Here is a 16,286-nt window from a genome sequence, read left to right on the forward strand (position 1 = left end):
CCCGAAAAAACAGCGAATCTACATAGTTGCTCACTACGTAGTTTTACGCAATAGGGTGAGTACATTCACCCGAATAATTCGATAATTTTGCTTATAACGACCTGATTATAAAGGAGTTGACTTTAAGGTTTATCTCTGGTTGATCAGGCCGTTTTTTCTGAAGAAGTGGCCATAAGGTAGTTTTGTTTCATCAATCAGAGACGAACCCAAAACTATTCTCTATCATGGAAGCCACCATCTTTTCATCTGCGCAGCCAGTTTCTATTGTCCCTCACTTTCCGGAGTCCTACCAGCGTAATGCTCAGCGCATTGCTTTACCATATCTGAACCGTACGATTTTTATTTCTGTGGATGATATTCTGTGTCTTCAGGGGGAAGGGAATTATACCTTTTTATACACCCGCGATCGCAAACGGTACTTGGTGTCAAAAACGCTCAAAGAATTTGAAAAAACGCTGGATGACTCCATATTTCCGCGCATTCACAAATCTTATATTGTCAACCTGGCTTATGTACAGCGGAGTATCTTCAGCAAAGAGCATCAGGTGCGGTTGGCTGATGGACGAGAAGTAAGTATATCCCGTCGGCGGATGAAGGCCATTTCTCATCAACTTGCTCAATACTGGCAGCGATTATATAATTAATCGACAGCCAGAGTATACTGGTCACCGTTATCAGTATCAAACAACAAATCGTTCGTGAACAAACCGACATAACCAAGCCGTCGGATTCTACCAGTTATGTAGAATCCGACGGCTTGGTTGTTTTGTATTCTTTGGAAATTGGTTGAGCTAGAATATTTTGTATGCCAGCGTGATCTGCCAAGACTTCATATTCTGACTGAATTTGCCCGTGTTATCGCTGATCTGAGCTATGTCGGAAACATTACCCTGGTAACGCACATCGAGCCCCAACGGACCAAGATCCAATCCGCCACCAACCTGATAACCATAATAAGCTTTCGACCAGGCATCATTAAGTGTACCACTCGTATATTGACTTAGGGCTTGGCCAAGCCGTTGATTATCGTCGACACGTAACGAAATAACAGGGCCAGCAACTACACGTATGGGGCCGCCCTTGATTCCCAACAGTAAGGGTACATCAAAACTGGTTGTTTTGACCGTTACCGACTCTGTTTGACCGTTACGAATAATCCCAAACGATCCGGCCCGAGTGGAGTAAAGAAGCTCAGGCTGGATAAACAGGTTACGCCCAAAACGAGCGTAAATACCAAACGACGTCCCCGTTTTACTATCGAAGCTGTCACGCAGGTTATCCCGAAATGTTTGTCCGTCAACGCCAACCGATGGCGACCCATTGGGGTTCGTGCTTGTTTTGACAAAGTCGCCAAATGTGAGTTTGGAAAGATTGACGCCACCCTTGATGCCAATCTGAAAACCACTCTGGGCGAAAGTCAGAGCGGGTAATAACGTAAGTGCGACGAAAAGCAGGTTTTTTTTCATAGTTGGTTGCATAAAAAATTCTGTTGTCAGTAAAACGAAAATCGAGTAACTCCGGTACAGAACGCCAACTTATTTCGAGCGAATGGCGTTTTAGTAATGGAGTAATGTGTAGTGAAAAATAGATTAGTGAAGCGCTTCATGTGGCTTTGATTGTCTAAACCTCTAGTGGTTTAATGGGTTAGTTGATTTCATTTCATCTGATCCATTGAGCCTTATCTATTATTTTCCTGAATGGCTAAAATTAAGACTACCTATTTCTGTCAGAGTTGTGGCTTCCAGTCGGCCAAATGGCTGGGTCGCTGTCCATCGTGCGGGGAGTGGAATACGTTGGTCGAAGAGCTTGTTCAGAAGGAGGAACCTGAAAAAGGTGGTTGGCGTAGCCCGTCCTCAGGACCAGGTAGCTTAAAGATTGCTGCAAAGCCAAAAGCTATTCACGCTATCAACTACGAAGAGCATCCCCGCGTTACAACAACTGACGCTGAATTAAATCGCGTATTGGGAGGAGGCATTGTACCCGGATCGCTGGTCTTGATCGGTGGAGAACCCGGTATCGGTAAATCAACGCTGTTGCTACAGATTGCGTTGAGTCTGGCTGGGATGCGTGTGCTCTACGTATCGGGTGAAGAAAGTGAGCAACAAATCAAGATGCGCGCTGAACGACTCGATGCTCCAACCAGCGATTGCCACGTAATGACCGAAACGTCTACGCAGAATATCTTTCGGGTCGTTGAACATTTTGAACCGGAGATACTCATTATCGACTCGATCCAGACGATGCAATCGTCGTTGGTTGAGTCAGGCGCAGGGAGTGTTTCGCAGGTACGCGAATGCACGGCGGAGTTCATGAAGTACGCTAAAGAAAGCGGAGTGCCTGTATTTATGATCGGTCATATTACGAAAGAAGGTTCGCTGGCTGGTCCGAAAGTACTGGAACACATGGTTGATACGGTGCTGACGTTTGAAGGTGACCGCCACACGACGTACCGGATTTTACGGACCACTAAAAACCGTTTCGGAAGCACCGACGAATTAGGCATTTACGAAATGCTCGGCACTGGACTTCGGCAAGTGACAAATCCCTCCGAAATTCTGATTTCGCAGCGCGACGAAGCACTGAGTGGCGTAACTATCGGCTCGATGCTTGAAGGCAATCGGCCGCTCATGATCGAAACCCAGGCTTTGGTTAGTGTGGCTAATTATGGTACACCACAACGTAGCAGCACGGGCTTCGATGCCAAACGACTAAATATGTTGCTGGCTGTTCTCGAAAAACGGGGCGGTTTCCGACTGGGACAACAGGACGTGTTTCTGAATATTGCGGGCGGCTTGCGAGTTGAAGACCCGGCTATTGATCTGGCTGTATGTGCGGCTATTGTATCGAGTTATGAGGACATTGCGATTCCGCCCTCAGTAGCATTTGCGGCCGAAGTTGGACTGGGTGGCGAGGTTCGGGCAGTAAGCCGGATTGAATCACGTATTGCTGAAGCCGAAAAGTTAGGTTTTAAGCAAATGTTTATTTCCAAATACAACATGAAGGGGCTGGATACAAAGGGCTATAGAATTAGCATCAAACCGGTTTCCCGATTAGATGAAGTATTCCAGGGCGTGTTGATGTAAATTAGTTACTACGAGTTTTGATAATGCCTAAAAGTTATCAAAACTCGTAGGGCCCACCGGTTTTTCAATACTCCTTAAGACCCCGACTAATTTCAAAACGGTGAAAAAGTGGTGGGCTTCGTGAAGTGGAAATGACATTCAGACTTAGGCAGTTGATCCGGCGCAACAGGCGAATTAATTAATCGTAAAGGATTATTTATTCCATCCACAGAATAAATTTAGCCCTGAAAAATCACACGGAGAAAATCCGATCAAAACCATTTTACGTAGCTATAGTTAGTTTATTCAGTAAATTAATTACTCAACAAAACAAGTTAAACACGTTATGAGCTACATTAAATCAGGTACGGATGCGTCCGGTAATGACATCAAACTCTTTTATCAGGATTTACATCCTGCCAATGCTACGTCGACTGTTGTCTTGATTCATGGCTGGCCACTGAGCAGTCAGATGTGGGATTATCAACTAGCCGAACTGCCTAGTCATGGTCTGCGCGTTGTGGCTTATGATCGGCGGGGCTTTGGAAAATCGAGTCAACCCTGGGACGGATATGATTACGATACATTAGCTGATGATTTGAAGGCTGTACTGGACGACCTCGATCTACAGAATGTGACGCTGGTTGGTTTCTCGATGGGCGGTGGTGAAGTCGCCCGCTACATGAGCCGGCATGGTGGTGCACGCGTCGCTAAAGTGGCCTTTGTTAGTGCTGTAACGCCTTATTTGCTTAAAACAGAAGATAACCCCGATGGTGTTGATCAGAGCGTGTTCGATGAGATTACAGAAAATCTTCTGAAAGACCGGGCTGATTTTCTACAGACGTTCGGTAAACAATTCTATGGCGTAAGCTTGCTTAACAATCCAGTTAGCCAGGCACATCTCGACGGCGATTTTGCCCGGGCCTACGTAGCCTCTTATAAAGCGACGCTCGAATGTGCCAATTCGTTTGCAACGACTGATTTTCGCGATGATCTGACGCAGATTCAGGTTCCGACTCTGATTATCCACGGTGATTCCGATAAAACAGTACCCATTGAATCGTCGGGTGAATTAACCGCGAATGCGTTGCCAAGTGCGCAATACATTGTGTATGAAGGCGAGCCGCATGGCCTGTTCGTTACGTCGAAAGATCGGCTGAACGAAGATCTGATCTCGTTTGTAAAAGAAGGCGTATCGGTTCGTGAGCAACCAGAAAGTACGATTATCTACTAGTCATATCCGATTAATCAACAAAAAAGGGAACGTAATCTACGTTCCCTTTTTTGTTGATTAATCGGCGCTGGTACGTATCAAAACATCATAATTGCCGATAGGTCTTTACATAACCCGATGGAGTTTGGCCGGTAATCTCCTTGAACTGCCGGTTAAAGTTCGATAACGTACGGAAACCACTCTCGAAACTGATCTGGGTAATGTTCAGCTTTCCGCCAATTAGCAGCTTACAGGCATGACCGATACGTACTTCAGACACGAATTCAGAGAACGTTTTGTTGGCCCGCGTTTTAAAATAACGGCAGAACGCAGGGGGAGTCATTCCCGCCAGATCGGCTATGGTGTCCAAGCTCAGATCATCCGGAAAATGGCCGAGTACGTAATCATGGACCAATTGCATCCGGTCGGTCTCGTTGGGCTTAACCGTGTTCGTATAGCCTGGACTGGTCAGATATCGGTAGTCCGTAGCATGTGAAAGATCGTTTAGGAGGGTTAGCAGACTAATCACCCGTTCGAAGCCAGCCGACTGACGAGCCAGATTTCGCAGGGCTGTTTCCGTACGGTTTCGTGTGTAGCCTGTCCATTCCAATCCTTGCCGGGCGTGGTTGAATAAATTACGTAAAGGAGCCATTTCCTGCTTTCCCAAAAAATCGTTCCCCAGAAAATCCTCCGCGAAATAAACAACAACACCCTTGGTCGTCAGGCTCGATTGCTTATCGAAATAAGCCTGATCGCTACGCCAGAGATGGGGGAGATTTGGCCCTAAAAAGACCAGGTCGCCGGGCGCAAACGGCTTAATTGAGTCGCCAATAAAGCGTGTACCCGTGCCCTCTTTTACCAGAAATAATTGATAATGTGGATGAAAATGCCAGTTTGGATCAAAGTGCGGCTCAACGAGTTCCTTCACCGTAAAAGAAGATCCAACCGGTTCAAGGTCTTTACGAAGCGCGTTTTTCATCAGATTAACTCTATTATTTTAACGGGAAAAATTGAATAATTGCGAATTAGGTGTGAAAATAAAGTCAATATTAGCTAAAAAATGGCGAGTATAACAGAGAATTAGCAAATAAATTTGTGGGATTATTAATTGAGCAAATATGAATAAGCTGGGAATGAATCTATTCGTCTGGACAATGTCAATGGACGAGGACTTGTCGGATACCTTATCATTCCTGAAAACAAGCGGGTTTGATTTTGTTGAAGTACCCATTAACAATACTGACCTGGAAAAGTGGAAACGTATTGGCGGAGAACTCAGAGCATTAGGTTTAGGCGTTCAAACCTGCACGATTTGCGGTATTGCCCATAGTCTCATCAGCCCCGATGAATCCATACGCCGGGCAGCTATTGACTACCTGAAAGAAGTGGTCGACTGTTCAGAAGCTTTAGGCTCTAAAATTCTGATGGGGCCTATGTATGCCGGTTTCAAAGCTTTTTCGGGTAAGCCCGCGACGGCGGAAGAATGGAACTGGTCGGTAACGGGAATGCGGGAAGTGGCCGAATATGCCCAAACGAAAGGCGTTACACTAGCCATTGAATACTTGAATCGCTTTGAAATTTACCTGCTTACCTGCGTTGATGATCTGGTACGTTACGTTGAAGCTGTTGATCATCCTAATTGCCGGGCTGCCTTTGATACGTTCCATGCCAATATGGAGGAAAAAAATATCGGCGATGCAATTCGTCAATGTGCTCCCTATCTGGCGCATGTACAGATTTCGGAGAATGATCGCTCTACGCCCGGGAAGGGGCATATCCAGTTTGGTGAAGTTTTTGAAGCCTTGCAGGACATTGGGTATGAAGGGCCAATTGCCATTGAAGCCTTTGGTCCTAACCCGCCAGAACTCGCAGCCGCCACGCATATTTTCCGCCCTATGTTCGACTCGCCGGAACAACTGGCCGTCGATGGACTGGCGTTCATAAAACGTAACCTGGACGGCCACGTTCGGGCAAATAATCAAGACATTAAACACCCGGACATGGCTGTCCAGGCTACATTATGAAAGTAAACATTGCCATCGTGGGCCTCGGGTTCGGGGCTGAATTTATTCCGATTTATCAGCGTCACCCGAACGCAAACATGTATGCCATTTGCCAGCGTAACGTTGAAAAGCTTAACGAAATCGGTGATGCATACGGCATTGAAAAACGTTACAGTAATTACGACGAACTTCTGGCTGACCCTGCTGTTGACGCGGTTCATATCAACTCACCCATTCCGAACCATGCCGAGCAGAGCCTGAAAGCGCTGCGAGCCGGTAAACACGTAGCGTGTACAGTACCGATGGCGACGAGCGTTGAGGACTGTATGGAAATCGTGAAAGCGACGAAAGAATCGGGTAAAAAATACATGATGATGGAAACGGTGGTCTATAGCCGCGAGTTTCTGTTTGTCAAGGAATTGTATGAAAAAGGGGAGCTGGGTAAAGTGCAATTCCTGAAAGCGAGCCACCAGCAGGATATGGACGGATGGCCTGATTATTGGCCGGGTTTACCGCCTATGCATTATGCGACGCACTGCGTTGGCCCCGTAGCAGGTTTGCTGAAACTCGAAGCCGATTACGTATCTTGCTTTGGATCAGGAACAATTCGGGAAGAACTGGCTAAGATCCATAACTCTCCTTTCGCGGTCGAGTCGGCCCATATCAAGTTTAAAAACAGCGATTTATCCGCTTATGTCTATCGATCGCTGTTTGACGTAGCGCGGCAATACCGCGAGAGTTTTGAGGTGTATGGGGATAAAAAATCGTTCGAGTGGCAACTGATCGAAGAGGAGCAACCGGTGATTCACACGGCTAAAAAACCTGAACCGGAGATTCCGGAAAAGGTGACGGTACCCGATTATGCCCGCCTGTTGCCTGAGGAAATTCAGCGCTTTACGACCAAAGGCGTTTACGATGCCGATGATCAACAGCATTTGTCATTTACGCAGGGTGGTGGCCACGGTGGTTCACATCCGCACATGGTGCATGAGTTTGTGTCGGCCATTGTCGAAGATCGGGATCCATTCCCGAACGCGGCTCAGTCGGCTAACTGGACGAGCGTGGGTATTCTCGCCCACGAATCTGCTTTACAGGGCGGGAAGCTCATACAACTCCCGGATTTTACGGCAGCGTGACGGATTCGCCCATAAGGCTTCAGTTTGCCCAGGCATTCCCGGCTGATCCGGACAAGGGGAAAGTAGCTGCTGAGCATTATGCTATCGTTGAGAAGAGTTCGCAACAAAAAGCCGGCGCAATCCGACTTCGGTTAAGCAACGAGGAGAATATCCTGCTCTATGCTGGTCATATTGGCTACAACGTGGATGAATCCTACCGAGGTCATCATTACGCAGCCTATGCCTGTCTTGCCTTAAAGTCCATAGCGTTACAGCATGGATTTACTGAACTTTGGATTACCTGCGATCCTGATAACCAGGCGTCACGTCGGACCTGCGAACGCATTGGCGCTACGTTGATCGAAATTATTGACCTGCCAGAAGACCTCGATATGTATCAGGATGGCGAACGGCAAAAGTGTCGGTATTGGTGGAAACTCGAATGAAATAGCTTTTTGAACCAACGATCTCTATGTTGATCAAGCAAACAAAACTTTTACTGGCTGCGGTGGCGCTTATAGCGCTTACCCAATGTGCTCGCCAGTCGGCTAAGCAGACGTCTGTTCTGCAAAAGTCAACCGATGCGGCCAAACCGCGCCGGACAGAAATCCTGTTTCTGGGCGATAACGGTCACCATCGGCCCATTGAACGCGTGCCGCAAATTATGGCTGCGTTAGGTAGTAAAGGAATTAACTTTACGTATACCGACAAGCTGGAAGACCTTAATCCGGATAATCTGAATAAGTACGACGGTCTGCTCATTTTCGCGAACTGGGATAGTCTTCCCAAACCGCAGGAAAAAGCATTGCTCGACTACGTATCGGCAGGGCATGGGGTTATTCCAGTACACTGCGCGTCATACTGTTTCCGCAATTCGACTGAATACGTCGATAAAGTTGTCGGCGGGCAGTTCTGGCGGCACCGCATGGACACGATTCAGACGCGTTTTACGCAGCCGAACAGCCCACTGGTCATGGGGTTACAATCCTTTAAAGCGTACGACGAAACGTATCTGCATACCCATCTACAGGCTGACAACAACGTATTGGCCGTTCGGGATATTAAAGCCGACCAGGAAAAAGATATGGCAGCGGCCAACCGACCAGGCGTTAAGGAAGAACCCTATACCTGGACACGACAGTACGGAAAAGGACGTGTGTTTTATACGGCTTATGGCCACGATGAACGTACCTGGAGCCAGCCCGGTTTTCAGCAACTGTTAGAGCGCGGTATTCTCTGGGCCGTTGGCGATAACGTAAAAAAGCTGCACGATGAGTTGAAACCGCAGCAATTTACCTACAAAGAGGCCAATCTGCCGAACTATGAAAAACGCCCTGGTGCGCAGATGGAACAGAACCCGCTGTCGCCCGAAGAGTCGATGAAACACATTCAGGTGCCAGTCGATTTTACGCTGAATCTATTTGCGCACGAACCGAACGTAATGCACCCCATTGCCATGGCCTGGGACGAGCGCGGACGACTTTATGCCTTGATCACCAAAGATTACCCGAACGAGCGTAAACCCGAAGGGGGCTCTGATTACATCGTCATCTGTGAGGACACCGACAAAGACGGCAAAGCCGACAAGTTTACCAATTTTGCTGAAGGGCTTAGTATCCCGACCGGTATGGCGTTCGCGAATGGCGGCCTCTACGTATCACAGGCCCCACACATGCTGTTTTTGCAGGATACCAACGGCGACGATAAGGCTGACGTAAAGAAAATTGTCTTCACCGGATTTGGTACGTTCGACACGCATGCCGGGCCCAGCAATCTTCACTATGGTTTCGATAACTGGATTTGGGGCAGCGTTGGTTACTCGGGGTTCAAAGGTAAAATTGGCGCCGATAGTGTCAAGTTCAGTCAGGGTTTCTTCCGGTTCAAGCCCGATGGCTCGAAACTCGAATACGTAACCAGTACGTCGAACAACACCTGGGGATTAGGCTTGATGGAAACGGGCGATATTTTCGGCTCGACGGCCAATAATTCACACGGCTGGTATATGGCTATCCCGAATCGATATTTCAACGGTGCTCCCCACATTCGTGAAAATGGCAGCCGTAGTACCGATACGCACAAAGACATGAAACCCATTACGGAGAAGGTTCGTCAGGTTGACGTATTCGGGGGCTTCACGGCAGCAGCAGGGCACAATTTTTATACCGCCCGCGCCTTCCCCGAGAAATACTGGAACAAGATTGCGTTTGTATCTGAACCAACGGGACACATTCTTCATCAGAACGTCATGAAGAAAACGGGTACCGACTTTGAAGATGCGGAAGGGTTTAATCTGATGGCGGGTGCCGACGAGTGGTTTGCGCCCGTATTCGCTGAAGTAGGACCCGATGGCGCCGTTTGGGTAGTCGATTGGTATAGCTACATCATTCAGCATAATCCAACGCCCAAGGGCGCAACCAATGGCTCGGGAAATGCCTACGAAACGCCCTTGCGTGATTTTACCCACGGTCGAATCTACCGCGTCGGTTACAGCAAAGCACCGGCCTATACGCCAATGGCGTTGAGCAAAGGAAGTCGACCGGAGGAACTGGTTGCGGCTTTGAAAAATACGAATATGTTCTGGCGAATGACGGCTCAGCGGCTGCTCATCGAACGTAATAACAAAGACGTAGTGCCACAACTGATTGCCTTAGTAAAGGATCAGTCGTTAGACGAAATCGGAAATAATCCGGCAGCTATTCACGCGCTTTGGACGTTGCACGGATTAGGTGCAATGGAACAGGAAGACGTAACGCGGGCTGCACTTGATGCACTCAAACATCCTGCTTCGGCGGTACGTAAAACGGTCCTGCAAATAATGCCTTTCGACGCCAACTTACCGAAGGCCATATTAAGCTATAATTTGCTCCAGGATAAAGAACCACTGGTTGTTCTGAACGCTTTACTAGCCTTGTCTCAGTCGCCCGCGAATCCGGAAGCTACAGCGGCTGTCATTGCCCGAATGAATCAGGCCACTGAAGTCAATGATCGCTGGTTGCCCGATGCGTTTGCCAGCGTACTGACCGGCCATGATGGGCAATTGATGAAGATGTATTTAAAGCAAATTGCCACGAATGCACCAACGCAGGCCAAACCGATGCATGATATGGAATCGCACAATCATTCGGCGAGTGCAGAACCGAACGTATTGACGGCTTCGACCAGTAACAAAAGCTACGCGACATCGAACCAGCCTGATCTGGTCGTTGCTAAGATCCGTACAACGCCCAATTCACCTTCGGTTCGCGAACGGGCACAGGTATTCATCGACGTAACGAATGCGGGTGGTGTTGCCATTCCAGAAGGCATGCCAATTCCGATGTCGGTACGTATTGAAGGGCCAAAAGGCACGGTTGATGCGGCCAAAATCGATTTTGTCAGTGTTACGCATAACACAGGCATCAAGCCGGGCGAAACCGTCACGATCAGCAAAGCGAACAATGGCCCTTGGGTAGGAGACATGGGGGTACTATTCGAGCGAGCCGGGCAATACACGATCACAGTAATGCTCGACCGAGAGAATAAAATTCCGGAAAGTAACGAACAGAACAATAACGCTACGCATACCCTAACGTACCGTGCTCCGCAAAGCATGAGTGCCTACGTACTGGAACGGGCTACGCGCAGCTACGCATCCGTAGCGCCAATCGATTCAGTTGTTGCGTTGCTTCGGCAAACCCAGAAGCTGAACCCGACGGAAAGCGAAGCCATTGTAAAAGGCGTTTCTGAAGGCTGGAATCTGCGAAAAAAAGCAGATGTTCGTGAGGCTGATAAATCATTTCTGGCAAGCTTGAGTACTACCGTATCAGCCGATAATCGTGAGCGTCTGAATCGGCTTTATGAAGCCTGGGGAATGACAAAAGAAGCTCCCGTCGATCCGAATGTCGAAGTGGTACGTATGAAAACGATTCGTGAGGAAATGCGCTTCGACAAAAAAGAGTTCAGCGTAACGGCGGGCAAGCAGATAGAAATCGTGCTGGAAAACCCCGATGCCATGCAGCATAACCTGGTGATTGGCAAGCCCAAAAGCATGGAAGTCATCGGCACAGCCGCTGACAAGATGATTACGGCCAAAGACGGTGCTGAAAAGAACTATGTCCCCTCAATCTCACAGGTTATCGTGGCAACTCCATTGGTCAATCCGGATCAAACGTATCGGCTCAAGTTCACCGCGCCAGCTACACCCGGCGATTATCCGTTCGTGTGTACTTTCCCTGGCCACTGGCGTATCATGAACGGCGTGATGAAGGTAGTAAAATCAAACACAGCTTCGGTTAGCAAATAGGGCGTCGTATAGAAAAAAGGCGTCGTCAATGCAGTGCATTGACGACGCCTTTTTGTATTTTGGGATATACAATGAAAAAGCCCGTTTATGACGTGCTAATACGCAGGGCTGTTAAGTGCTAATCCCGTAGAGATGAAATCATTATAGAAATAAGCTTTTTCTTTTTCTACAAAGATTACACCCTTTTAGGGTTGAAAATCAGAACTTGACAGCCCTGGGGCTAATACGTTGTAAAGCTATTTAAATCAGGCGTTATCGGCTGTAGTCTCAGCAGGAACGGACGTACTGGCCGGTTTTGGCGCTGGTTTAGCACGCGGTGCCGCGGGTTTGTTCGTAGCAACGGGCTTTAGCGCTGGTTTAGCGGGTGCACTAGTCGTCTTTGAAGCCACACTAGTGACTGTATCGGCAACAGTGTTAATGGCTTTCTTAGCCGTGCGTTTCGCGTTTTTTTCGGCCTTTGCTACGTTTTTCTTCGCTTTCTTCGCTTCTTTTTTTACTTTCTTGGCGGGCTTGTCCGTTTTCTTCTCCGCCTTATGCATCAACTTTGTTAATTTTTTTGCCAGTTTATCCGCCGATTTCTCGATGGATTTCTTCATTTTTTTTGTAGCCTCACCAGCGTCGCTTAGTTTAGCCTCGATTGAACTGATGATCTCCGAAGCCAGCGACTTCTGTTGTGTTTTCTGGGTCTTGTTTGCCATTTGACTTGATGGGAAAAATTTACAAATAAATACGAAATTTTCGGGACAATCAAAAATCCAATGTTAAGTTTTCGTTACATTTTTTGTAAGAAATCCCAGCAAACAATACCGGTTGTGACGGCCACGTTGAGCGAATGTTTTGTACCAAATTGCGGTATCTCAAGTACTACGTTTGCTAGCTGAACAATCTCTTCCCGAACGCCCGCTACCTCGTTACCCAACACGAAAGCATACGGTTTGTTTGGTTCCGGTTGAAAATCGCTTAGCAACGTACTACCATCAGCTTGCTCTATTGCAGCCACAATCCAGCCGTCCGCTTGTAATTGCTGAACCAGGGCTACTACGTCGGTAACATATTGCCAGTCAACCGACTCGGTAGCGCCCAGGGCTGTTTTGGTAATGTCGCGATGGGGGGGCTGACCGGTAATACCGCACAGATATACTTTCTGCGCCCGAAACGCATCCGCCGTCCGGAAAACCGACCCAACATTGTTGAGACTACGGATGTCGTCCAGAATCAGGCAGTATGGGAATTTTTCAGCGTCTTTGAAATCATCGACAGAGAGTCGGTTGAGGTTATCAAGGGAGAGTTTACGCATTGGTTTGTTTACTTGTATCCTGAAGCAACTGTCGAATATCCTGCAACGTATCGCGGATTTCGGTAAGCAGTTGCTGATCAGCGTTAACGGCTGGCTGACTAGTACGGGATGCTATTAGTTTTTGGCGTTGTTCGAGAATCTGCGTGCGGAACGTCTGGGCGTCTATAATGCCGATCAGCTCCATGTCATTGGCTTGCTTTGAATTCTGCCCGGCCGTTTCAAATTTTAAGATGCACAGATCAAAATAACGGAGTATCGGACCGGCCACGAACGTAACATCCTGAATGTTTTCGAGTGGAATCGTCTTTTCCACTTCTACGATAATTCCTTTCCTGAAATGCAGCGATCGTTCCGTTAATTCACACTGAAGCTTATCGAAGTAATGCCTGCTCCACCATTGTCCAACCCCGAGTAACCAGATGGGAAGCAGAATGATACCTACCACAGTTACAAGCAGAATAAACGCTACGTAGAGCAATAGGTATGTTCGAATAATTGGGTTGAATTTGGCAACGATCGGAAATTGATTATCAACTTGATCCGTGGTAGTCATAGCGATCATTGGTAAAGGGACGGGGGAGCCTTTCGGGTAAAAACTGGCCAATTTCTTGGCAAAAATGACTATATTTGTTTAATACATTATCAAAAATTTCAGTGAAGACAGCCACCGCAGCAAAGCCACAAGCGAAGAAAACCGAAACTCCTCTCAACCGCCAGTACAACCAGATTAAAGCGAAATACCCCGGTGCGTTGCTGCTCTTCCGCGTCGGTGATTTTTACGAAACCTTCGGTGAGGATGCCGTTCGGGCCAGCAAAATTCTGGGTATTACGTTGACTAAGCGGAACAACGGTGGCTCGAACGAAGAACTGGCTGGTTTTCCCCATCATTCGCTTGATACGCACCTGCCTAAGCTCGTCCGGGCGGGGGAGCGCGTAGCGATTTGCGATCAGTTGGAGGACCCGGCGCTGGCAAAAGGCATTGTCCGACGGGGCGTTACAGAGTTAGTTACACCCGGCGTTTCCTTCAACGATAACGTACTGGATACCCGACGGAACAATTATCTGGCGGCTGTGCACTTTGGCAAAGGTGAAGACAGTTTTGGTATATCATTTTTGGACATCTCGACGGGTGAATTTCTGGCGTCGCAGGGTAATTCAGCGTACGTCGATAAGCTGCTGCAAAGCTTTAATCCGTCGGAGGTGCTGTATTGCAAGCGCAATCGGCAGGAGTTCGGACTTTTGTTTGGCGATAAATTTCATACGTACACCCTTGAGGACTGGGCCTTTACGTACGATTTTGGCTATAACTTCCTGAAGCAACATTTTCAGACGACTTCGCTAAAGGGATTCGGCATCGAAGGCTTGCCCGATGGAATTATTGCAGCGGGTGTTATTCTTCATTATCTCAACGAAACCGAACACAAAGATCTTCAGCATATTACACGCGTTACGCGGCTTGAAGAAGATCGCTACGTTTGGCTCGACCGATTTACGATTCGTAACCTTGAACTGACGACCGCGCAACAGGAAGGGGGCGTTCCGCTTATACAGATTCTGGATCAGACCGTAACACCAATGGGTGCGCGTTTGCTCCGTAAATGGCTTAGTTTGCCGCTTAAGGAAAAAGCGTTGATTGAGGAGCGGATGAATATGGTTGAGTTGCTAACTGCCGATATTGACCTGACCGATACGTTGGTGAATCATTTACGGCAGATTGGTGATCTCGAACGTCTGGTCTCGAAAGTGGCCGTTCGACGGATCAATCCGCGGGAACTGCTGCAACTAAAACGGTCGCTGCAACATGTACTGCCGATCAAAGAACTGCTTATTACGGCACTGAGCCAGAATGAGTCACCATCGTTGAAAAAATATGCGGATCAGCTTAATCCCGTTTCGTTTCTGCTGGATCGCGTCGAAGCGGAACTGCGTGAAGATCCGCCAACGCTCTCCAATCAGGGCGGTATGATTAAACCCGGTATCAATGCTGAGCTGGACGAATTGACGGCTATTGCTTATTCGGGTAAGGATTATCTGCTTCAACTTCAGGAGCGTGAGGTCGAGCGGACGGGTATCAGTTCTCTGAAAGTTGCCTACAACAAAGTATTTGGCTATTATCTGGAAGTTACCCACGCCCACAAAAATCGCGTACCGGAGGATTGGATTCGGAAGCAAACGCTGGTGAATGCTGAGCGTTACATTACGCCCGAGTTGAAGGAATATGAAGACAAAATTCTGAACGCTGAGGAACAGATTTTTCAGATTGAAGCCCGAATGTTCAATGAACTCATTCTGGCGGCTGGCGAGTACGTAGGCGCTATTCAGCAGAATGCCCGCGTTTTGTCGGTGCTGGACGTACTGGCTTCGTTCGCGCGGGTAGCTGTCAAAAATAAATACATCCGCCCACAGATTACGGAAAGTAAAGTGCTGGACATCAAAGACGGGCGGCATCCGGTTATTGAACAGCAATTGCCACCAGGCGAACACTACATCCCCAATGACATTTACCTGGACGACGAGACGCAGCAGATCATTATCATTACCGGTCCGAATATGGCCGGTAAATCGGCTCTGCTACGTCAAACGGCGCTGATTGTCCTGATGGCACAGTCGGGGAGCTTCGTGCCCGCTACGTCGGCGGAAATTGGTATCGTCGATAAGATATTTACACGGGTTGGAGCGTCTGACAACTTATCGCGCGGAGAAAGTACGTTCATGGTCGAAATGACCGAAACGGCCAGCATTCTCAACAACCTGAGCGAACGGAGTCTGGTGTTGATGGACGAAATTGGCCGGGGAACGAGTACATACGATGGTGTTTCCATTGCCTGGTCAATCACGGAATACCTGCACAACAAGACCGATTGTCGCCCGAAAACGCTGTTTGCTACGCACTATCATGAACTGAATGATCTGGCCAACGATAATCCACGTATTAAAAACTACAACGTAGCCGTAAAAGAACTGGGTAATAAAGTGATCTTTCTGCGTAAATTGAAAGAAGGGGGTTCAGAACACAGTTTTGGCATACACGTAGCGCAGATGGCCGGCATGCCCGCTCAGATCGTCAGCCGCGCGAACGAGATTCTGAAACAACTGGAGTCATCGCATGCGCGTGAGGCAAATCGGGAAAAAATCCGTGATGCTGTCCCCGCCGAACGGGAATTGGCGCTACGTATCATTGAAGCGGGAGACCCAAAATCAGAAGCCATCAAAGAAAAACTTCGCACCATCGACGTTAATCGCCTGACTCCGATTGAAGCACTGCTGAAACTGAATGAGTTGCTGAAAATGGTGGAATGATCTATGAGCCTAGA

At 48.1% G+C, this 16,286-nt stretch carries 13 protein-coding genes; 8 read left to right on the forward strand and 5 right to left on the reverse strand.

Going from position 1 to position 16,286, the window contains the following annotated elements:
- Nucleotides 1-224 precede the first annotated feature (224 nt).
- Nucleotides 225-644 (forward strand): LytR/AlgR family response regulator transcription factor, encoded by a 420-nt coding sequence (locus tag IC230_RS24130; RefSeq protein ID WP_191041625.1) that lies wholly within the window; start codon nt 225-227, stop codon nt 642-644.
- A 147-nt stretch (nt 645-791) separates the two neighbouring features.
- On the opposite strand, the gene IC230_RS24135 is transcribed toward IC230_RS24130, so the two are convergent.
- Nucleotides 792-1,466, reverse strand: coding sequence for a porin family protein (locus tag IC230_RS24135; protein WP_191041626.1), 675 nt, complete (start codon nt 1,464-1,466; stop codon nt 792-794).
- Nucleotides 1,467-1,697: 231 nt separating this feature from the next.
- Here IC230_RS24135 and radA point away from each other — a divergent pair, with 231 nt between their 5' ends.
- Together radA and IC230_RS24145 are read left to right on the forward strand one after the other, a co-directional pair.
- Nucleotides 1,698-3,083, forward strand: coding sequence for a DNA repair protein RadA (gene radA, locus IC230_RS24140; RefSeq protein WP_191041627.1), 1,386 nt, complete (start codon nt 1,698-1,700; stop codon nt 3,081-3,083).
- A 325-nt stretch (nt 3,084-3,408) separates the two neighbouring features.
- Nucleotides 3,409-4,296 (forward strand): alpha/beta fold hydrolase, encoded by an 888-nt coding sequence (locus IC230_RS24145; protein WP_191041628.1) that lies wholly within the window; start codon nt 3,409-3,411, stop codon nt 4,294-4,296.
- Between the two features lie 85 nt (nt 4,297-4,381).
- Here IC230_RS24145 and IC230_RS24150 read toward each other — a convergent pair whose 3' ends face one another.
- The gene (locus tag IC230_RS24150; RefSeq protein ID WP_191041629.1) at nt 4,382-5,254 is read right to left on the reverse strand and encodes an AraC family transcriptional regulator; all 873 of its coding nucleotides are present in this window, start codon (nt 5,252-5,254) and stop codon (nt 4,382-4,384) included.
- Between the two features lie 139 nt (nt 5,255-5,393).
- On the opposite strand from IC230_RS24150, the gene IC230_RS24155 reads away from it, so the two are divergent.
- Genes IC230_RS24155 through IC230_RS24170 form a run of 4 tightly spaced genes read left to right on the forward strand, consistent with a single transcriptional unit; the run spans nt 5,394 to nt 11,675 of the window.
- The gene (locus IC230_RS24155; protein WP_191041630.1) at nt 5,394-6,299 is read left to right on the forward strand and encodes a sugar phosphate isomerase/epimerase family protein; all 906 of its coding nucleotides are present in this window, start codon (nt 5,394-5,396) and stop codon (nt 6,297-6,299) included.
- Entirely contained in the window at nt 6,296-7,414 is a 1,119-nt protein-coding gene (locus tag IC230_RS24160) for a Gfo/Idh/MocA family protein (RefSeq protein ID WP_191041631.1), read from the forward strand. The genes IC230_RS24155 and IC230_RS24160 overlap by 4 nt, the downstream gene beginning before the upstream one ends.
- The gene (locus IC230_RS24165) at nt 7,411-7,839 is read left to right on the forward strand and encodes a GNAT family N-acetyltransferase (RefSeq protein ID WP_191041632.1); all 429 of its coding nucleotides are present in this window, start codon (nt 7,411-7,413) and stop codon (nt 7,837-7,839) included. The genes IC230_RS24160 and IC230_RS24165 overlap by 4 nt, the downstream gene beginning before the upstream one ends.
- Before the next feature lie 26 nt (nt 7,840-7,865).
- Nucleotides 7,866-11,675 carry a PVC-type heme-binding CxxCH protein gene (locus IC230_RS24170; RefSeq protein ID WP_191041633.1) on the forward strand — a complete coding sequence of 1,270 codons (3,810 nt, stop codon included), beginning with the start codon at nt 7,866-7,868 and terminating at the stop codon, nt 11,673-11,675.
- Between the two features lie 245 nt (nt 11,676-11,920).
- On the opposite strand, the gene IC230_RS24175 is transcribed toward IC230_RS24170, so the two are convergent.
- From IC230_RS24175 to IC230_RS24185, 3 genes are all read right to left on the reverse strand, one after another.
- Nucleotides 11,921-12,373: a hypothetical protein gene (locus IC230_RS24175; RefSeq protein ID WP_191041634.1), complete on the reverse strand. Its 453-nt coding sequence runs from the start codon at nt 12,371-12,373 to the stop codon at nt 11,921-11,923.
- 74 nt (nt 12,374-12,447) lie between these two features.
- A complete protein-coding gene (locus IC230_RS24180; protein ID WP_191041635.1) occupies nt 12,448-12,972 on the reverse strand; it encodes an RNA methyltransferase in 525 nt (174 codons plus the stop codon).
- A complete protein-coding gene (locus tag IC230_RS24185; RefSeq protein ID WP_191041636.1) occupies nt 12,965-13,525 on the reverse strand; it encodes a PH domain-containing protein in 561 nt (186 codons plus the stop codon). Before IC230_RS24185 ends, IC230_RS24180 begins: the two co-directional genes overlap by 8 nt.
- 101 nt (nt 13,526-13,626) lie before the next feature.
- Between IC230_RS24185 and mutS the strand changes: the two genes are divergently transcribed.
- On the forward strand, nt 13,627-16,272 hold the full coding sequence (gene mutS / locus IC230_RS24190; RefSeq protein ID WP_191041637.1) for a DNA mismatch repair protein MutS: 2,646 nt from the start codon (nt 13,627-13,629) through the stop codon (nt 16,270-16,272).
- The last annotated feature ends 14 nt before the right edge of the window (nt 16,273-16,286 follow it).

The organism is Spirosoma validum (genome assembly GCF_014699035.1).
In the GTDB taxonomy this organism is placed as follows: Bacteria; Bacteroidota; Bacteroidia; order Cytophagales; family Spirosomataceae; genus Spirosoma; species Spirosoma validum.